Origin of the sequence: Paenibacillus prosopidis (genome assembly GCF_003337375.1) — a bacterium.
GTDB lineage: Bacteria > Bacillota > Bacilli > Paenibacillales > Paenibacillaceae > Pristimantibacillus > Pristimantibacillus prosopidis.
Genome location: NZ_QPJD01000017.1, coordinates 123,598 through 142,216, shown reverse-complemented (window position 1 = coordinate 142,216; position 18,619 = coordinate 123,598). Strand labels below are relative to the sequence as shown.

23 protein-coding genes are annotated in these 18,619 nt (G+C 43.9%); 5 read left to right on the top strand and 18 right to left on the bottom strand.

The window, feature by feature from the left end:
* Positions 1–147 precede the first annotated feature (147 nt).
* The gene (locus tag DFP97_RS23860; RefSeq protein ID WP_181873651.1) at positions 148–1,830 is read right to left on the bottom strand and encodes a GMC family oxidoreductase; all 1,683 of its coding nucleotides are present in this window, start codon (positions 1,828–1,830) and stop codon (positions 148–150) included.
* Positions 1,814–2,257, bottom strand: a complete 444-nt coding sequence (locus tag DFP97_RS23855) for a gluconate 2-dehydrogenase subunit 3 family protein (protein WP_114383019.1) — start codon at positions 2,255–2,257, stop codon at positions 1,814–1,816. Before DFP97_RS23855 ends, DFP97_RS23860 begins: the two co-directional genes overlap by 17 nt.
* Before the next feature lie 83 nt (positions 2,258–2,340).
* On the opposite strand from DFP97_RS23855, the gene DFP97_RS23850 reads away from it, so the two are divergent.
* On the top strand, positions 2,341–2,649 hold the full coding sequence (locus tag DFP97_RS23850) for a hypothetical protein (RefSeq protein WP_114383018.1): 309 nt from the start codon (positions 2,341–2,343) through the stop codon (positions 2,647–2,649).
* Between the two features lie 127 nt (positions 2,650–2,776).
* Here DFP97_RS23850 and DFP97_RS23845 read toward each other — a convergent pair whose 3' ends face one another.
* The 3 genes from DFP97_RS23845 to DFP97_RS23835 form a co-directional block, all read right to left on the bottom strand.
* Positions 2,777–3,076 (bottom strand): hypothetical protein, encoded by a 300-nt coding sequence (locus tag DFP97_RS23845; RefSeq protein WP_114383016.1) that lies wholly within the window; start codon positions 3,074–3,076, stop codon positions 2,777–2,779.
* Positions 3,077–3,356: 280 nt separating this feature from the next.
* Positions 3,357–4,325 carry a hypothetical protein gene (locus tag DFP97_RS23840; protein WP_114383014.1) on the bottom strand — a complete coding sequence of 323 codons (969 nt, stop codon included), beginning with the start codon at positions 4,323–4,325 and terminating at the stop codon, positions 3,357–3,359.
* A gap of 522 nt (positions 4,326–4,847) precedes the next feature.
* On the bottom strand, positions 4,848–5,120 hold the full coding sequence (locus DFP97_RS23835) for a hypothetical protein (protein ID WP_114383012.1): 273 nt from the start codon (positions 5,118–5,120) through the stop codon (positions 4,848–4,850).
* A 349-nt stretch (positions 5,121–5,469) separates the two neighbouring features.
* On the opposite strand from DFP97_RS23835, the gene DFP97_RS23830 reads away from it, so the two are divergent.
* Both DFP97_RS23830 and DFP97_RS30930 read left to right on the top strand, forming a co-directional pair.
* Positions 5,470–5,697, top strand: a complete 228-nt coding sequence (locus DFP97_RS23830; protein ID WP_114383010.1) for a DUF1657 domain-containing protein — start codon at positions 5,470–5,472, stop codon at positions 5,695–5,697.
* A 110-nt stretch (positions 5,698–5,807) separates the two neighbouring features.
* On the top strand, positions 5,808–5,960 hold the full coding sequence (locus DFP97_RS30930; RefSeq protein ID WP_181873649.1) for a hypothetical protein: 153 nt from the start codon (positions 5,808–5,810) through the stop codon (positions 5,958–5,960).
* A gap of 408 nt (positions 5,961–6,368) precedes the next feature.
* Here the strand turns inward: DFP97_RS30930 and DFP97_RS23825 are convergent, their stop codons facing one another.
* From DFP97_RS23825 to DFP97_RS23765, 13 genes are all read right to left on the bottom strand, one after another.
* Positions 6,369–6,830: a DUF2269 family protein gene (locus tag DFP97_RS23825; RefSeq protein WP_114383008.1), complete on the bottom strand. Its 462-nt coding sequence runs from the start codon at positions 6,828–6,830 to the stop codon at positions 6,369–6,371.
* Between the two features lie 15 nt (positions 6,831–6,845).
* Entirely contained in the window at positions 6,846–7,574 is a 729-nt protein-coding gene (locus DFP97_RS23820) for an NAD(P)-dependent oxidoreductase (RefSeq protein ID WP_114383006.1), read from the bottom strand.
* A 269-nt stretch (positions 7,575–7,843) separates the two neighbouring features.
* A complete protein-coding gene (locus DFP97_RS23815; protein ID WP_114383004.1) occupies positions 7,844–8,176 on the bottom strand; it encodes a winged helix-turn-helix transcriptional regulator in 333 nt (110 codons plus the stop codon).
* Between the two features lie 371 nt (positions 8,177–8,547).
* Complete coding sequence (locus DFP97_RS23810; protein WP_114383002.1) at positions 8,548–9,705, bottom strand: sulfite reductase subunit alpha; 1,158 nt, start codon at positions 9,703–9,705, stop codon at positions 8,548–8,550.
* Between the two features lie 49 nt (positions 9,706–9,754).
* Positions 9,755–10,000 (bottom strand): ferredoxin, encoded by a 246-nt coding sequence (locus tag DFP97_RS23805; protein WP_114383000.1) that lies wholly within the window; start codon positions 9,998–10,000, stop codon positions 9,755–9,757.
* Between the two features lie 67 nt (positions 10,001–10,067).
* Complete coding sequence (locus tag DFP97_RS23800) at positions 10,068–10,850, bottom strand: SDR family oxidoreductase (RefSeq protein ID WP_114382998.1); 783 nt, start codon at positions 10,848–10,850, stop codon at positions 10,068–10,070.
* A 69-nt stretch (positions 10,851–10,919) separates the two neighbouring features.
* Entirely contained in the window at positions 10,920–12,248 is a 1,329-nt protein-coding gene (locus DFP97_RS23795) for an SCP2 sterol-binding domain-containing protein (RefSeq protein ID WP_114383088.1), read from the bottom strand.
* A 61-nt stretch (positions 12,249–12,309) separates the two neighbouring features.
* Positions 12,310–12,810 (bottom strand): MarR family winged helix-turn-helix transcriptional regulator, encoded by a 501-nt coding sequence (locus DFP97_RS23790; protein WP_245976566.1) that lies wholly within the window; start codon positions 12,808–12,810, stop codon positions 12,310–12,312.
* A gap of 605 nt (positions 12,811–13,415) precedes the next feature.
* Positions 13,416–14,186, bottom strand: a complete 771-nt coding sequence (locus DFP97_RS23785) for an ABC transporter permease (protein WP_114382996.1) — start codon at positions 14,184–14,186, stop codon at positions 13,416–13,418.
* Complete coding sequence (locus DFP97_RS23780) at positions 14,187–14,948, bottom strand: ABC transporter ATP-binding protein (RefSeq protein ID WP_114382994.1); 762 nt, start codon at positions 14,946–14,948, stop codon at positions 14,187–14,189.
* The gene (locus DFP97_RS23775; RefSeq protein WP_114382992.1) at positions 14,945–15,298 is read right to left on the bottom strand and encodes a DUF1048 domain-containing protein; all 354 of its coding nucleotides are present in this window, start codon (positions 15,296–15,298) and stop codon (positions 14,945–14,947) included. Before DFP97_RS23775 ends, DFP97_RS23780 begins: the two co-directional genes overlap by 4 nt.
* Before the next feature lie 2 nt (positions 15,299–15,300).
* Entirely contained in the window at positions 15,301–15,672 is a 372-nt protein-coding gene (locus DFP97_RS23770) for a DUF1048 domain-containing protein (RefSeq protein WP_114382990.1), read from the bottom strand.
* 2 nt (positions 15,673–15,674) lie between these two features.
* Entirely contained in the window at positions 15,675–15,980 is a 306-nt protein-coding gene (locus DFP97_RS23765; protein WP_281271010.1) for a PadR family transcriptional regulator, read from the bottom strand.
* A 439-nt stretch (positions 15,981–16,419) separates the two neighbouring features.
* Here DFP97_RS23765 and DFP97_RS23760 point away from each other — a divergent pair, with 439 nt between their 5' ends.
* Together DFP97_RS23760 and DFP97_RS23755 are read left to right on the top strand one after the other, a co-directional pair.
* The gene (locus DFP97_RS23760) at positions 16,420–17,007 is read left to right on the top strand and encodes a TetR/AcrR family transcriptional regulator (RefSeq protein ID WP_114382988.1); all 588 of its coding nucleotides are present in this window, start codon (positions 16,420–16,422) and stop codon (positions 17,005–17,007) included.
* A gap of 691 nt (positions 17,008–17,698) precedes the next feature.
* A complete protein-coding gene (locus DFP97_RS23755) occupies positions 17,699–18,610 on the top strand; it encodes an RCC1 domain-containing protein (RefSeq protein ID WP_114382986.1) in 912 nt (303 codons plus the stop codon).
* The last annotated feature ends 9 nt before the right edge of the window (positions 18,611–18,619 follow it).

Genomic DNA, 18,619 nt, shown 5'->3' with positions numbered 1-18,619 from the left:
TGTAACTTTCTTGAGTTGTTCTTACGTCAGGGGTCATCTTTTACCTGCCGGATTTCTTTTGTCGTCTTGTGGAGGGGTGTACGATTCGATTTATTTTTCTCTTTTCTTCTGAGCGAACTAACATAAGCAGCCTTGTTCTCACTTATGTCAAATCAAATCTCCGTGGAAAACCCTTTTCTTGATATATTCCGCCTGCCAATATGCCAGCGCCCCGATCGTCTCGGTAGGATTGAAGGCAGACATCGTCGGAAATAACGAATTGCCCGCGACGAACAAATTGTGAATACCGTGAACCTTGCCATATCTGTCGGTTACCGATTCTTCCGGATTCTCCCCCATTCTCGTACCGCCACTGGGATGAGATAACTGCCAAGGTAACTGCACATCGCTTCCTCCCCAAATTTTCAAAGCGTTGCCTGCTTGTAAAACTTCGGTCATTTTCGGATAAAAGAAACGGTGCATTTTGGCAACCATCGGGCTCCAACTGAACGTAAGTCTAGGCAGCGGAAAACCTAATCCGTTTTTCGCATGGGGGTCTAGATCAATAAAGTTAGTTTTGAGCGGCGGATCTGTCAGCAGAGAGTTTATCATATAGTACCGGCTGAAGGTTTGCGCAACGAAAGCTTTAAATAAAGGTCCCCAGGCCGGTATGCCTTTCGGCAGTGGAATTGATTTTACAAATTCAATCGGCTGACCGGCCGCTCCGGCCGGATGAGCCCCAAAGAAAAAACCACCCATGATAAATTCTAACTCCTTATGATCGAACCGATTTTCCATAAAATCCGTAATCGCCATAACGGTATGAGAAGGACCTATATGGACATCCATTCGTTGATCAAAAAAACCGAAAACTCCGATACTCGGATGTTGGTGAAAGTACATCCCGACCTGTCCGTACTGATTGCCGATTCCTCCCGGTGCATACGGATTTCGCGAGAGGAGCAGCAGCCACACATTATAAAGTGTATTGGCGGCAACGATGATAATATTTGCGGTGAGTTCATGGACCGTTCCACTCGAATCCATGCAGACGACCCCATCAACGCGGTTCGATGAGCTCATTGTAATCTTGAAGACGTACCGGTCCGTAAGAAGCGTGAAATTCGGATTTTTCATCGCTTCCTTGATTTCCGTCACTCTGGTGTTTGATTTTGCATCCACCGTACATTCATAACCCATGCAAAAGCCGCAAAACCCCGTGCGTTTTCTTCCCTGGTAATCGCGTGTAAGAATGGCCGCCGGCATCGGAAACGGCCGATAGCCGAGCATTCTTGACGCTTCGGCAAAATGCTTCGACGCAAATCCCTGCTCCAGTGGCGGCAATGGAAACGGTCTCGACATCGGTGGTTCGTTCGGCATCTGTGAGGCGTCTCCAGAGACGCCAAATCTATACTCGAACTTGGTATAATAAGGCTCCAAATCCCCGTATGAAAGCGGCCAATTGGCAATGGCGCCATCCGGAATCTGTCCCCATACATCCAGTGCCTTAAATGTGGCCGGTTCGAAACGAAAGCATGCACCCCCCCAGTGATTCATGCTTCCGCCGGGCCCCCACCCGTCAAGCAGTGCAGGAATTCTAGGAAACACATGCTGCGTTGCTGCGCGCGAATGGGGTCGCCATGACATCCCCCCTACTCTTGGCGTAGCCCATAGAAGATTCTGGCGAATCGGAAAACGCAGTTCATCCATCGTTACGTCTTTTGTTTCGACCATAGGTCCTCGTTCCAGCACGCATACGGATAGTCCCGCATCGCTCAATTCTCTGCCCAGTATTCCCCCGGCCGCGCCTGCTCCGACAATGATGACGTCATAATCACTCTTTATCTTCATAGGCGATCCCTTCAAGCGAATAGTATAGCGATGGAAGCTTGACGTCATTGAGCGTTTCCGGCGGATGATAGGTTGGGCCCGCATACCCCAATAGCCGCCATCCGAGCGCCAAGTAATTGCCGCCATAAATTGGATCGCTAAACATTCCTTCCAATGTATGATCCCTTACATATTTAAAAAACTCGCTATTTTCGTTCATGGCCATAAGATCTGTCAGCTGACCTTGGTCTAGATACAGCAATTTCAAGCAGTGTAGTCGCCATGCTTCTTCATTCAGTCGTTTCAGCCCGTTACGATACATCTCCTCCAAAAATCGGTTGCTTATCATATCTCGATATATAAATTCATACACTTTTGCCTCGACTGCACCGGGAAAAATCGCTTCCGTTAATACCCGGATCATTTGATTTTCCTCATCAGAGAGCATGGTGCCATCTCACCTCCAAATAAATTAAAATGACCCTATATTATATTGATTCGACGGTCATATCATGTATTGAGGTGATTACGGTGTACCGAAATATTTTTCAGCAAGCCGCCGATTACGCGAAATTTCATGCTCCCAATAAGATGGATTTGTTGATTGCTTCCGCGGAGCTGCTGCCGGAAATCTGCAAGAATATACAGGCGGCACCTCAGCTTCCAGTCCTTTATGTTACGAGATTAGGGTATATTCCCAATGCCACAAAAACGGAGATTATACGGCGCGGAACAGCAAATTTATTTTTACTAGGAGGAGAAGAAAGCATCTCGGAATGGGTAGCATATGCGTTATCCACTTTTACCAAAGGAAAGGTATACCGAATACGGGCACATTAAATGTTAATAAACCACATTTTCGCAGCTTCTAATGTATTCGGTCAGCGATGTGTTTAAGGCAGCAAAAAATAATCGGCACTGAAAAAATGCGGCAGCCTTTATTGACTGCCGCAGCATCTAACCATCGTTATCGTAAGGGAAGTGTATTCATTGAGTAATCTTTACGTTTTTTCAAGGCAATGACTTTAATAACGTTTATTAATAATATAGCGACAAAACATACAGCATAAATACCCATTTGTCCAACCACGGCTAAACCATCTTGCGAAGTTAGCACAAAATAAACAATACCCAATAGCAGACAAACTATATTAATAACTGCTCCGACTGAAATTATTGTGAGACTTTTATGATTTTTATTAAACTTGAAAATATAAATCAGTGACAATACTAAAGAAATCACAACAGGTAAGATGAGCTCTAGCAATCGTAATTACTCCTTCCTAAGGATAGTATAATCAAACTATATAACGATTTAGTTTGCTTAAATAGTTCTATCTTTCTCTAGTACTAATTTAATACCATACTAAACTGCCCGTTCAATAAAACAAGGAGCAGCTGCCACGGGCAAACTGCTCCTTGTTCCGTTCATCGTTCCTCGTTAGCTTAAAAAGAAACTAAAAATATGGTAACTATATATTATACTTTTGCACGTATATCAGTACCCGAACTAGTTTTTTACATCGTCTTTCTTGAAGTGTGGTTTTTTATGGGTTTATTACAATCTTACTTGCATTTAACAAAAATTCTTTAATTGAGTTAATTGATATTCCACTATGAAACCTTCTAATTTCAAATAATGGCCATCCTTCAATATGTTTTATTTTTGCTAAATAAGTTCGGTTTCCTTTATTTTGTTCATTTAAAAAATCATTATATGCATCAACTTTCTCTGGTGGATCGCCTTTCATTATTTGTTTAATACCTTTTTCATAGAAAGTACTTGTCTTATCCGCCCATGAAATTAGTTCGCTTCGGGGTGTTGTTGCACACCGAATTTCATCTTTACCTTTATAATAAAAGGTGCTGTCACTTATATCATATTCAGACATAAACAAAAGATTTAATAAGATCCAAAAGTATTCTGCGTTATGTTTTATGTCCCATCCTGAACAATATTTCGGATGTAGTGTAACATGAGTAGAAATAAACCCTGCATAAAGTAAATTTAAGTCCTTAATTTTCTTAAAGGAATTGGGAATTAGATTTTTACTTCCTACAAAAGTAACAACTTCATCCGTAAGAATAATTTGTTTGATATCAGTGATTTTTTCTTTTTTAAGGTTAATGAATGTATCTGTCGAACAACTAAATTTATCTGTTATTAAAATCTCTCCGTTTAGATTTGGGTTTATTTGTTTGAAGTCTGTTAACAATTTACATACAACTTCCTCAAAAGTTTGAAAACCATCTATTACTTCATCAAAACTATCCAAGGTGTAAGGAGGAGAAGCGACTTCTATTAAGGCATTGGTATACTCAGGGTGTATTTCCCAGCCTTTGCTAAACAGATATCCCACTTTTTTCACTAGATGTTCAGGAATATCTGACTTAGACATTATTTTATCTATTATCTGTTGTGATGCTAATAAGTAACTTATGAAGTCACGTTCTTTATAAACTATTGCATATTCTTTTTCGATTCCAAACTCAAACTTGTCAGGAACAATTTTCATTGTTTTCCCCCTATCCCTCATTACACTATCCTGCCCGTTCAATCATTGGGTATCCTTTCCAGCTAGTTTTTAAGAAACATGTATTTTGCGAAGTGAAATTTGAGCGCCAAGGCTTTAAATCGCGACATTACGCGAAAAAAATACGCCCGAGCCTCCTCCGAATTGTTCGGGCGTGCTCAATTGATTGATAAGCCGTCAGCGCCATGCTTCCACATCAGCAAGTGCGGCCACACAAAAAATTCTGAGTGCACTCAATTCGATTCACCTCTTATGTATTTGCGTATTAACAGTATTCAGCTGCCATCCCCTACCTATGCCCAATTGAAGTGAGGCAAGCATCATACCCAACCATTTATGAATAGGTTAGATCATCAACCATGAATCGAGGCTAATTGAATGGCAATACAACCTTACATGTACCCTTACGGACAATACCCTCTGCAGTTATATCCATATGGCCAGTATCCTCAACAGCAATTGTATCCCTATCAATCTCTTTACCCTGGGTTTTATCCTCCGGGATCAGGTCATCACGGCCATGGGTTTAAAGTCAGCGGTCACCTTAGCGGATTTGGATCCGGCCTTCATGCAGGAGGTCATCTCGGCGGCGGTCATGGTGTTGGTGCTAATTTCGGCGGTCATCTTGGCAGTCATGGCGGCCAACTCGGTTTTCAACTCGGTGGTCGAGAAGAAGTTGGTCCCACTAGGACTGGATGGCGCGGTAAAAAGAAACTTTAAATATAGAGCAGCATGGAAGAAAGGATCATTATCCTTTCTTTTTTTATTCAACGGCATTCACGCTCAAAATCTCCCATGTATTTCTGTATTCATAATATTACATTGTAGTAGAATAAAAGACCTACCACGATTAATAACTAACAGAAGGATTAGAGAGGATAAACTCCCAACCTAAACATTAATCAAATTTCGAAAGAAAATAAAGTAATAGACTGAGGTATTGATTTTACGAGGTGTATGAGTTTGAAAAGAGTCAGCAATAAAAAAAAAAGTATTATCGTCTTTAGCACAATACTGCTAAAGCAAAAAATTATTTTCATAAATATTTGGGATATCGGAAAAATAGAAGGGTGTTTTAAACTCTAGCGGCCAAGGCCCTGAATAAATTTATGGAGGAATAAAACTTATGACTGTTGGTTCCGACTTGAAACCAGCTGTTGCTTCACTTAAAAGTGCCCAGGTTAGCTTTGAACAATTTGCATTAAACACTCAAAATCAACAGGCAGTTATCCATTCTGAGGATCAAAACGTAATGAATGGTGATGAAGAAGCGATAAGTTCGATTCAGGACGAACAGGACGGAAAGATCGGTACTCATGATAAGGTGAGAGAGATCCAATGGAACGAACATTAGAGGTTATGGAGAACATAGGAATCAAGATAAACAGTATTTGAGACAAGCTCATCGAAAATGTAACAAATAGGTCGCCGAACGTAACGATAGAAGCCGGGGGAGGATAACGATTGAAGAAAAAGGCGCTCTCAGAACTAATCAAGGTTTCTTGCTCGCAGAGAGTAACCGTATCAGCAATACAGCGGAAGATGCCAGTAAGCGTCACTTGCGCGGCACCGAGAAAACAGGTAGGCTTGCCAACGGTGGACCGGCCGGAGGAGTAAACCGTTCCAATACGGCTAAGGTTATAAGTTCGTATAATTGGCTTTCTCCGTTTTGAACTCTGATGTTTTATACATGAACCACGATGCCGGGGTGGAAGGCAGATTTAATACCGCTAAAGTCACTTCCATCCGAACGCATAAATTCAATTTCAGCTTCAAACATTTGAATTAATACGTTTTAATAATAGAACATGGGAACTTCGATTTGTTGCTATTACATTCGCAACGGCATTGATGCGGAAGTTTATATACGGAACAATAGGCTTCCACGCAGCAGCCCTTTCGTTATTGAACATCATTCCTCTTTAGTGGAACAAAGGGCTGCGCACGGCCACCTTTTCGATATCGATTATTCCCTTCCTTCCTGGTGCTACCCAGGGGCCGATTGTTAAAGGGTTGACGGCTTCTTTAGAATGGTTTAAGGATCATAAGTACGGTTATGGCAATCATAAGCAGCTGTGACACCGTCTCGATTGGTATGATCTTTTTCATCAATCGACCGAGCTCGGAAGGTACTTCATCCCCTTTGTTTTGACTAATAGATACAATCTCCATGATCTTTTTCATGCGCGGCCCGATCAATCCCTCGATCGTGGCGACCATGAGCAGCGATAAAAGGATCGATATATTTAGCCACATTTGGGACAACCCCATCTTCGTTATGATCATAAGCCAAACCCCGGTAATAATAAGTACGGCTCCGCCAATTTTAGGCAGGATGGCAAGCTTGTTCGTTACATCAAAAGCAAAGCGCAACTGGCCGACGGTTCTAGCGGACCTTCGAATGACGGGTACTACGAAAGCGGGACCGATTACCGCGATAGAAGCCAATATATGAAAAACGAGGAGCCATCCAAACAAACTGATCATCTCCCTTCTTTTTCCTTAGCTCACCGGAATATCGCTTTGATAGGCGAGACCGACCCTTTTTCTCTTAAAAGGCCCTCCGAGCTCGATATGGTGCAGCATGCATTTCACGACATCATCATAAGCAACATCCAGCTCTTGAAGCCGACTGAACAAGTAACCGGCTATATCGGCCTCGGATAATTCCTTGATCGTCTTCGGAATTGATATGGGCAAGGTTTCCGTTGTTACATGCAGATGAACCGACGCCGGAGGTTCTATCGAATCAATCATAGTTCCCGGACACATAATTGACCAATCAAGCTCAGACTGCAGCAGTCGTTCAAAATTCCGGTTGTGATTTTTATACGCAGGCGGGAATCCGGGCAGATTGTTGCCAATGAGATCAGTATATGGAATATCCAGCAGGCCGGCACCTCCCATTACCCATACCCTCCCGGAAAAAGCAGGGTGGATTTCACATTGGCTTATAATATTATCAACGAGACGAACGAACTCATCTCCTTGACCTGCATGGCCGGCAGCAATAATAGCGGCGTCTTGATGCGAGAGCGCCTCTCCGACGCTTACTGGGTTTATGATATCGTCCACGATCACCTTCACTTGTTTGGCGGAACGCTCTCCTTGCTGTTCATAAAACTTCTCGGAGTTTCGCACGAATGCGGTCATTTCATGTCCCATTTTACCCCCTTGCTCCAGCGCTCTTCTTCCCGTATTTCCTGTTGCTCCGAAAACAATAATTTTCATCATTTTTTCCTCCTTTTATAAATGACTTCCGATAGTTTATCTCTGGATTGACTTAAGCTTAGCACCGTTTAAAAATCTTGATAAGAACCCACTTTAATGTAGGGTCCTTACTTAAAAGTAAGTATTAAGCAGAAAGGGTTATCCATGTTGGTCCACGGCTGAAATCGCAAAGGAATATTGACTGTAAATAGCAAAAGCTGCCAGGGCAAATCCCGTGGCAGCTTTTGTTATTAGTCCTTGAATTAGTACGCACATGAATTGAAACAGCTTTAAGAAGCAGATTCTTCATATTTCCGCTTATTATGGTTTTCTCCCCAAGCACACATGACTTCTGCTACAGGAATCAATGTTTTACCATATTCACTAAGGGAATATTCTACTTTTGGAGGGACGGTGGGGTAGACTGTTCTATCGATTATGCCCTCCCGTTCCAAGTCCCGTAGATGTTGTGAAAGCATTTTTTGAGAAACATCAGGTATAAGCTTTTCCAGATCGTTGAATCGCTTATTGGATTGTATCAAATGCCATAAAATCATTGGTTTCCATTTGCCGCCTAGAACATGAAGGATTGTCTCCACCGGACATTCAAGCTGATGAATCATTGATAAATCATCCCCTTACCTTTAAGTAAGTTCATTACCTTAAAGTATACACTTAACAAAATTTTACAGGATGTTTGCATTCCGGTCAACCAAATAAAATTAATTCGAAGCATGGTGGTTTTTGTTATGGGCTTGGGGATGGATATTTTTTTCCTGCCAACATTCGTTCGTCGGTCGGATATTACTCATGACATGAATTCCCCTTGGGCCATACTGGTTATGGGCTTTCCGACTTGTTACAACTAAAGCTATCGAGCAACTGTTGGCCGGGATTCGAGGGAGTACAGGCAAAAAAAGAAAGACACCCTTTTCCATTTAATGTGGAAAGAATGTCACTCTTTTTGCCGTGGTGCCGTTAACACCTATTCATTTTAATACACATCACGTTGATAACGTCCTTGAGCTTGTATATCATTGAGATATACTTCCGCTGCTTCGCGGCTCATCGCACCTTCTTTTTCAATAATTTCAATAAGCGCGTTGTGGACATCTTTCGCCATATATTGCTTATCTCCGCAAACATAGAAGCAAGCTCCGTTTTCCAGCCATTCAAACAATTCCTTGCTGTTTTCAAGCATTTTATGCTGCACATATACTTTTTGTACCGTATCACGGGAGAACGCAGTTTCTATTCTTGTCAAGACCCCATCTTTTTGATATTGTTCCAACTCGTTCTGATAAAGGAAATCCGATGCCGCATGCTGGTCTCCAAAAAATAGCCATGCTCTGCCCGTTGCTTTAGTTACCGCACGTTCCTGGATAAAGGAACGGAACGGTGCAATGCCTGTCCCCGGACCAACCATAATAATATCTGTATCTTGAGACGCCGGCAAATGGAAGTGTTTATTAGGTTGAATAAATATGGGAAGCGTGTCTCCTTCATTAAGACGTTCGGCAACTAAAACCGAACAAACGCCTTTACGTTCACGTCCGTGAGCCGTGTAGCGCATAGCACCGATGGTTAGATTCACTTCCTCGGGATTAGCGGCAATGCTGCTTGCAATTGAATAGAGACGCGGCATCATTTTTCTTAAAAGAGACACCATTTCTTGAGCAGAAGCGTTCCATGGCCCGAAATCGCACAGCATATCAAGCAAGTCACGCCCGTAGATATATTCTTTCAGTTGGTTTGCATTTTCATTTAATACAAGCTTGCGCAACTCTTCATTCTCGGTAAATCCCACCGCTTGCTGTAAAATCTTTTTCGATAACAGTGTAATTTCAAAGTAGGTTGCCAGCGCTTCTTTTAACGGAAGTATATCATCTTCCTTATTAATTGTTACTAACGTTTCTTCGTTCCATTTCATTTCCTCAAGCAGAGAAGCCACCAGTTCCGGATCATTCTTGGGGATAATACCAAGAGCATCTCCTGGGACGTATGAAAGGTTTGATCCTTTTAACGATAACTCGAGATGTCTTGTTTCTTTATTGGAGTCAGCTCCATTTAAATTTACATTTTTCAGAACCTTCGCGTGAAATGGATTTTTTCTTGAGAATGTTGTTGCCGATTGATTTTCTGTGATTAGCATATTTCTCCCCCCAAAATACCTTCTCTTTCGTTTTTTGTTTTAACACTATTCAAGCTTTGATAATCTTACCTTCAAACGACTCTTCAGCTATTTTAATTGATTCAGTAGGACATCCATCAAAAGCATCTTGTAAGTCATCTTCGTATTCATCAGGTACGATGGCTGTTCCTTTATTATTATCTAAAATAACAAAAGCGAGCCCCTCATCATCGTAATCAAAAATAGATGGTGCAGTAGCCCCACATGCTCCACACGCAATACAAGTTTCTTTATCTACAATTGTATATTTTTTCATTATTAATTCCCTTCCTTTTGGATATTTTTTAAACGCAAATAGTTTAATATACAACTGTTCCGTATAGTTAACTTTTGGATTGAGTCAGCATATTGCCAACAGTTTTACTCATCTGATTTAACATAAACTGAGGTGCAAAACGACTCATGAACTTCAGTAAACTGCTCTGACCCGGCAGGATCTCAAAGCGATCCTTTTCCAAACCCTTGATTGCGTACTTAACCATCTTACCGGCATCCATTGGCTTTACGCCTTTGATCTCGTCGCCATCAAAAGCTTCTAGTAAAGGGGTCTGAACAGCTGGAGGCGCCAATTCAAACACTTTAATATTAGTATCTTTTAGCTGCATTCGCAGTGATTGTGTAAATGAATGAACACCGGCTTTCGTCGCACAATATACCGGCGATACCGGATAAGGAACAAATGCAAGTCCGGATGAAACATTCATAATCGCAGCGGACTTCTTCGCCTTTAAATGCGATAAGAATTGTTTCACCATACGGATCGAACCACTGAGGTTAATTACAATCTCGCTATTGATATCCTCTAAGTCAACCTCTTTGGTATGAAGATTTAATGCACGCATAACCCCAGCGTTATTGATCAGAAAATTCAGTTCTGGAAATTGACTGGTTACTTTTTCAAAAAGGTCGGAAATTTCCTTTGGATCGCTTACATCACACTGAAATGTGTGAACGTTTGGCAGTTTCCTTTTGGCTAAGTCCAGTTTAGACTGATCCCGCCCGGTAATAATTACCGTGTTTCCAAGCTGAAGGAGCTGAGTAGCAAGCTCGAATCCAATACCGGATGTTCCACCAGTTATAAGAATTGTGTTGGTATCCATTTTCATAAAAAACAATCCTTTCTCTATTGCAAGCTTATTGCCAAAACTGGGAATCTATCGAATATGCCACTCTTATTAAGCAAAACATTTCTCAAACTTCATCAACAATTTGGGGTTCCCTTTGATCCGCAGTTTTCTTGTCAACAATGCCGCAGCCACACTTTTTTCCTTCCCCACGATCTTAAGCCACGTTTTGCTATCCACCGTAATCCGAATATCCGGCTTGCCGTGAAAACCGTCCCTAATCTGGAGCTTATTATCACGAATGTCGATTGTCGTTTGTCTCGTTTCATCTCCGGTGAATGCAAAATGATAGGTGCAGTTTAAACCCGTTGCCTGCTTCGGCTGGAATGCATGAGGCATCAGGGTGACCAAAAGGCGGATCGTGTTCGGCCTGAGTCCATTCCCGACGCGTTTTACCGTTTTATGGGGAAAACGTTTCATGACATACGCTTCCGCATCGGAGCCTGGAGTTACATACACCGTCTCCTCTTTGGCCTGCAACGGCTTTAATATATCATTCATGAACCCTTTACGGTCTTTCAGAAACGGCCCGATCACATCATCGCCCGCCGGACAAACCGATAAGCAATAAGCCGCTTTGTAGTTAGCCCCGAAACTCAAACTTTGCCACCAGGAAGTCGTTTCGGTTATCGGCACTTCATTCCGGAACTCTTTGAAGTTCTTACTGTCCACGACCGTTTCCACAAAGTCGCTGAAACCGCCCATAAACTCACGATAATTGTGCGTAGCGCATGAAGAAAAATTAAATTGTCCGTCCGCACCGATCGCGCCCACAGGGCAGGCAGATACGCAAAGCTTGCATTCCAGACACGGGTTGTAGTCAATCGGCCGGTCTTCCTTGTTGACCCGGGCATCCATCATAACGGCGCCAAGCAGAATGAAGTTTCCAAATTTCGGATGAATCACGTTGCGATGGATGCCCATATGGCCTAACCCTGCTGCAACGGCAACAGGCTTGAGCGAAACGACCCAGGTCTTGCCGGGAAACTTATCCATCTCCATCGGGAAGCCCATGGCTGCATTTAAAGCCCGTATCCCTCGCGCTTCCAATGCAGACACGATGTGATGTGCTGTCTCCGCTACCTTATCGCCGGTATGATGAAATTCAATATTGGCAAGGGATCGTGCTGGTGTGCGGATCGGTTCTCGATTCATTCTGGCAACGAAACTGATCATCGTCTTAGCATGCGGAAATGCGGACAGAATGTCATCACGCTGATCATCCAATTCGGAGCGTTCCATGGATATAACCCCGACATCGTCAGCTCCGGCCTCAAGACACAATTCACGTATCCACTCATAATCAAGCGTTTCGTTGTCAAGAGTTGCGGATTCCGCAGAGGATTCGTAGTAACGCACAACTGTGGGATGTTTTTTCATATCGGCCACTTTCATCTATCCTTTCTTATTATGTGTATATACACCTTTTTAACGAAAAAAATTAATCTCGCCTGTTCAGCTTAACGATATCAGACAATTGACCAAGCAAACCTTTATAAGGGTCATCGCCCATATAGTCTCGAATACGGATTTGCGCCTGTTCCCATAACGGCAGCGCACGCTTAAGAAGGTTCCGGCCGTCGGGTGTCAGAGCAATAAATCGTTTCCTGCGATCCTCCCCTTCCGTGACCGACACCCATCCCTGTCTCTCAAGCGGCTTGAGATCCCGGGGCAATGTGGTCCTATCCATCAGAAGTATTTCGGATAGAGATGTAATAGTGACAGACCCGGCCTGTTCAAGTGCCATAAGGATAGATAATTGGGTTGCCCGAAGCCCGACTGGTCTTAAATATTCATCATATAAACTGGTAATGAACCGGGACGCTTTTCTTAAATTCAAGCAAGCGCACTCTGCTGTATAATCGGCCGTCCCTGAAAAATCTGAAGTTGAATTATGTTCTCTCATAAAAACGAGTATATACACATATTGTGTCGATGTCAATCTTTCTGTCCTCCACTCTTTTCCATCCAGGCGAAATCCTAAGAATAAGCGAGACTCGTAAGAAAACCATATTGTACCAAGGGAGTTTAAGGTGGGAAAAGAAATATTTGAACAGTTATCGTCTCTCCCTTACCAGATCGTCGTTATGATTTCGTAGCGGTGGTTATAGTCCCTAAGTAGTGATCCCTGATCCAAAATTTTTCTGAACGATCATTACTCATATCAGGTTTGTGGTAAGGGTTGTTACGAAGGCCGTCGTCGCTTGGAACACATGAAAACCTCCTATCCCAAAGCCGCCGCTGCTTTTGTAGAGAAAATGGATACACTTACCCTACCCTCCGCAATTTTAAAACGGCGGCTTAGATGTCATTTCAAAACCGCCGTAATCATTCAGGTATTACTGCGTTCAAAACAGCGGTTTTGTATTCGTTGTTAAGAATGTCAGCAATCATGTAGCTTGGGGAGTTATCATAAGAAAGAGGCGACAACTGTGATTTCACTCACGGTTACTGGCTCTGCGTCTTAGCGTCTGGCTCTTTGACAACTGAGACAAAATAGCAAAATAGCGGGAAGTTTTCAAGCAACGTATCAGCACGTATCTTACATTAAGCTGCTTTCCGTTTGTATGCGCGCATCGCAAACAGATATGCGACGATCAGTATCCCTAAGCACCACGCGAGCGCAACCCAAATATCATTTCCGACAGGTTGCCCCGACAGGAGCGCGCGGATGGCTTCCACTATTGAAGTCACTGGCTGGTTTTCGGCAAAGACGCGAACGACAGTCGGCATCGAATTGGTCGGCACAAACGCCGAGCTGATAAACGGCAGGAAGATAATCGGGTAGGAAAAGGCGCTTGCGCCATCCACCGTTTTTGCGGAGAGTCCGGCAATCGCCGCGACCCAAGTTAATGCCAGCGTAAACAACATGAGTATGCCGGTAACTGCAAGCCATGGCAGTATCCCTGCCGACGAACGAAAGCCCATAATCAACGCTACGAGAATGATGACGATAACCGATATGGCGTTGGACACCAGTGAGGTCAGCACGTGCCCCCACAGCACAGCGGAACGCGCAATCGGCATGGAGTGGAACCGCTCAATTATGCCCCGTTCCTTATCCAAAAACAGGCGGTAAGAAGTATAGGCTACACCGCTAGCAATAGCAATAAGCAGTATGCCAGGCAACAGGTAATTCACATAGTTATCCGTTCCGGTTTGGATTGCGCCGCCAAACACATAGACGAACAGCAGCATCATCGCAATCGGAGTGATGCAGACCGTGACGATGGTGTCCATGCTGCGGGAAATATGGCGCATGGAACGTCCAAGCATAACGCCCAAATCGCTAAAAAAGTGCTTCTTTGCCGTCTCCATTTACTTTGCCTCCTTTTTGCCAATGATTGCGAGGAAAATCTCCTCCAATGACGGCTGTTTCTCCACATACTCCACTTTTGCGGACGGGAACAGCTTTTTCAACTCCGCAAGCGTGCCGCTCGCGATAATCCTGCCCTCGTGCAGAATGGCAATTCGGTCGGCAAGCTGCTCAGCTTCCTCCAGGTACTGCGTGGTTAGGAGTACCGTCGTGCCGCCGTCGGCAAGCTCCTTGATAATCTTCCAAACCTCGATGCGCGCCTCGGGGTCGAGCCCAGTGGTCGGCTCGTCAAGGAAAATGATATGCGGTTTTCCCACAAGGCTCAAGGCAATGTCAAGCCTGCGGCGCATACCGCCCGAATAAGTAGACACCTTGCGTTCGGCGGCATCTGTCAGGCCGAAGCGTTTAAGCAAGTCGTCCGCAACCTGACGCGGATTTTTTAGGTATCGCAGCTTAGCAATCATGATCAGATTTTCCCGTCCGGTCAAAATTTCATCCACGGCGGCAAATTGCCCGGTCAGACTGATCGCCTGTCGCACATTGTCGGGTTTCGTCGCAACATCGAATCCGTTTACGGTTGCGGTTCCGCTGTCTTGTTTAAGCAGCGTGGTGAGTATTTTGACAACCGTTGTCTTGCCCGCCCCATTGGAGCCGAGCAGAGCGAAAATATTGCCCTTTTCCACCTCGAAATCGACGCCCTTGAGGACATGAAGTTGTTTGTAGGACTTTTGCAGTCCCTTCACTTGTATTGCGGTGTCTTTCATTTTGAATCGTTCCCCCTTTCGAATTTGTTCATCATGTCGCGATTTAATTTTTTACGAAAATTATCGGTCCACTTTTTCGTGTCGCGCAAAAACTCGTCGCAGAACCCGACAACATCTTCGCCTGTCACATCGAGAACGTGCTTGCCGTCCGCCGCGCCGGCTTCAAATAACTCTATCAATTCGTTCTGAGTTTTCAACATGTCAGAGCCGTCTCCCCCAGCGAAACCCCACATGTATCCATGGATTTTTTCAAATACAAACCTATAGTCTTCAGGCAGTGCTTCTACCCTTGCCAATTGCTGCCTATACTCTTTTTTATCCCCGATCATTTTTTTGATAAGTTCCAGCATCGTTATTTCTCCTCCTTGTTAAATTTTTCCATAACCTCTTTGTTTAGCTTTTCTCGCAGAGTTTCAGTATTGGTAACCGATGCGCGCATAAACTCATCACAAAACTTGCCGACGTCAATGCCTATGACATCAAGAACCTGTCTGCCCTCTGCCGCACTTGCTTCAAATAATTCCACTAAGTCCGTAAACATCGTCAAGTCCGTAAATATCGTCATGTCACCGCCAGGGGGTCCAACGCTAAACATATAATGTTGAATTTTGCGAAATGCATACCGATAATCTTTCGGCAGGGCGTCAACCCTCTTCATCATTTGTTTATAGGCCCGTTTATCTTCCATGTCGCCTATTATCAATTTTATAATAGAATCAAGCATTGTTACTGCTCCTCCTTTAATTGGTTGATTTTCGACGCAACAAATTCCCATTTTTCCCAGAACCTCCGCAGCTCCTCACGCCCCTCGTCGTTGAGCGCGAAAAACTTTCGCGGAGGCCCAATGTCGGAGGGCTTTTTCGTAATTTCCACCAGCTTGTTTTTCTCAAGCCGTACCAAGATGGTATAAACTGTCCCATCCACAACGTCCGAAAATCCGAGAGCGTTCAGCCGCCTTGTGATTTCGTAACCGTAGATTTCCTCGTGGCTGATGATTTCAAGGACACAGCCCTCCAGCACACCTTTCAGCATTTCGGTAAGGTTTTCCAGCACAATCACTCCTTGCTATTCTGTACGACTGATATTCTGTATTACTTACTACCGCTATAGAGTAACACAGAATAGTTGGTTTGTCAAAGCGGTTGTTCTGATAACCCAAATAAATCCGGGGTTCACCAGACCTAATATTTCCCACATATACAAATTCATCAAAACAATCATTTGAAGTCATCATTTTACTCGCACCCTCCCTTATCATCATATTTAAAATAAAAAATAAAAAACCTACTGCCTACTAAAGAGGAGATAGGTTTTTACCAAGCGCGGTATGTTAATTGGGCTCTCATACCCGTAGTAAGCTTCTTTTATTGCGAAACGGTTCCAATCCCCTCTCTATTGACATTTAGTTACATTTAATCTATAATTCAAACATTAATGAAAGCAAGCACTTGCATTAAATGAGGGGAGATTCATGAGCGCTAATCCAACTACAGGCGAAAAAATATTGCTGGCAACCATAAACCTCATGGCCGAAAAAGGATATGACAGTACAACTACCAAAGAAATCGCACTCGCTGCTGGAGTAAACGAAGTCACATTATTTCGGCATTTTGGAACGAAAGAAAAACTGCTTGAGGCCGCTTTCAACCGGTTTCACTATGGCAATGAGATGACAAAGCTTTTTAACGAAGGTCTTAAAGGAAATCTGCATGAGGATCTTCTTACACTCAGTCGAACGTACCATAACATTATGAACCGGAACAGAAAACTAATTTCAATCTCATTAAAAGGAAGTAGTACTCTTCCCGATGCAGTTCTTCAAGAGGCTTCCCGCAACCCTAAGCATTTGAAAAATCTGCTCACAGAATATCTAACTACCATGTCATCACAAGGCAAAGTTGTCACATCAAATCCTGAAATCCAAGCATTATCGTTCATGTGGATGAATTTTGGGGCTTTTATCAGTAGCCTAAATATGAAAGAATCGGTATCGGAAGAAACTCTGAACGAATTTATTGAAGAAAGCGTACGTTTATTTACTAAGGCTCTAAGTCCCTAATAATATTTATGTTACTCTTTGAGCAGCTCCGATCGGAGCTTTTCTTTAGCAACATTTGAAAGTATGTACTTGCATTCAAATTGAAAATGAAAGATGAGATTCTGTATGATTAGTGCTTCCGTCTTTTCCCTACGAAAAGAAGCGTCAACGGGGGTTTGGTTAGAGATGTCATTAGAATTTCAATTTGCAGCTTGAGCTATCTTTTCTCAGCTACAATTATTTTATTTTTGCCATGAGGTTAACAAATTCTGTAGTTTTGTTTACTTTTTCAAGTCCCGATGGGAATTTTGCGATAAATTCCAGAGGCTTTTTTAAAAAGATGTTGTCAGTATCATGTAGGTAACTACACAATCTAATAATCTTCTCTTTGGTGTACTTCGGTCTGCAACGTCCTGTAAGCTGTTCAAAGTATTATGGATATCGTGAGCAATACTATCTTCGTCTTTGTAGCTTAATCCATTGACAGGAAAAAAGCAGACAACGGCCACGCCGACGGCCCCTACCGAGGCGACATCACAGAGCCGTTCTGCTGGGATCGCTGGCGCGCCTACCTGAAGGAGCTGTTTCCGCTCATCCCCTACTGGTATCTAGATGAGCACCGAGATGCTGTGATTCAACCTTTACAATAATTCTGCAATTATTCGTTGTAACGTATATAATAATAAAGGTCTTGTTTTCAAGGAGGTAAAACATGGATTACATTTCACCGAAAGAAGCGGCTTTCAAGGTAAAAAGGTGGCCTAAAGATACCATAGCGGCGGGTTATCGTCATACCGTCGGGCTTAAATTGGACGGCACGGTGACAGCTGTGGGTGATAATAAATATGGCCAATGTGATGTAAGCGGCTGGAGTGATATTGTGGCGGTTGCGGCGGGTAATGCTCATACGGGGAATGCTCATACAATCGGGCTTAAATCGGACGGCACGGTGGCGGCTGTGGGTTGGAATAAACATGACCAATGCGATGTAAGCGGCTGGGGCGATATTGTGTCGGTTGCGGCGGGTTGGCGTCGTACCGTCGGGCTTAAATCGGATGGCACGGTGGTGGCTGCGGGTCGAAATAATGAAGGCCAATGCAATGTAAGCGACTGGCGTGATATGGTGGCGGTAGCGGCAGGTGATTGGCATACCGTCGGGCTTAAATCGGACGGCACGGCGACAATTGTGGGTAATAATCGGTATGGCCAATGCAATGTAAGCGGCTGGCGCGACATAGTAGCGGCAGCTGCGGGTTACCTTCATACCGTCGGGCTTAAATCGGACGGCACGGTGGCGGCTGTGGGTTGGAATAAGCGTGACCAATGCGATGTAAGCGGCTGGCGCGGTATTGTGGCGATAGCGGCGGGTAGTAATCATACCATTGGCCTTAAATCGGACGGCACGGTGGCGGCTGTGGGTTGGAATGAACATGGCCAATGCAATGTAAGTGGCTGGCGCGATATTGTGGCGGTTGCGGCGGGTTGCGCTCATACTCTCGGCCTTAAATCGGACGGCACGGTGGTTGCTGTGGGTGATAATGAATATGGCCAATGCGATGTAAGTGGCTGGCCCGGCATCCAACTGCCCATAGTGCCCGAACAGGGTCTCCTCTTCCTTGACTAGGATTGTTCG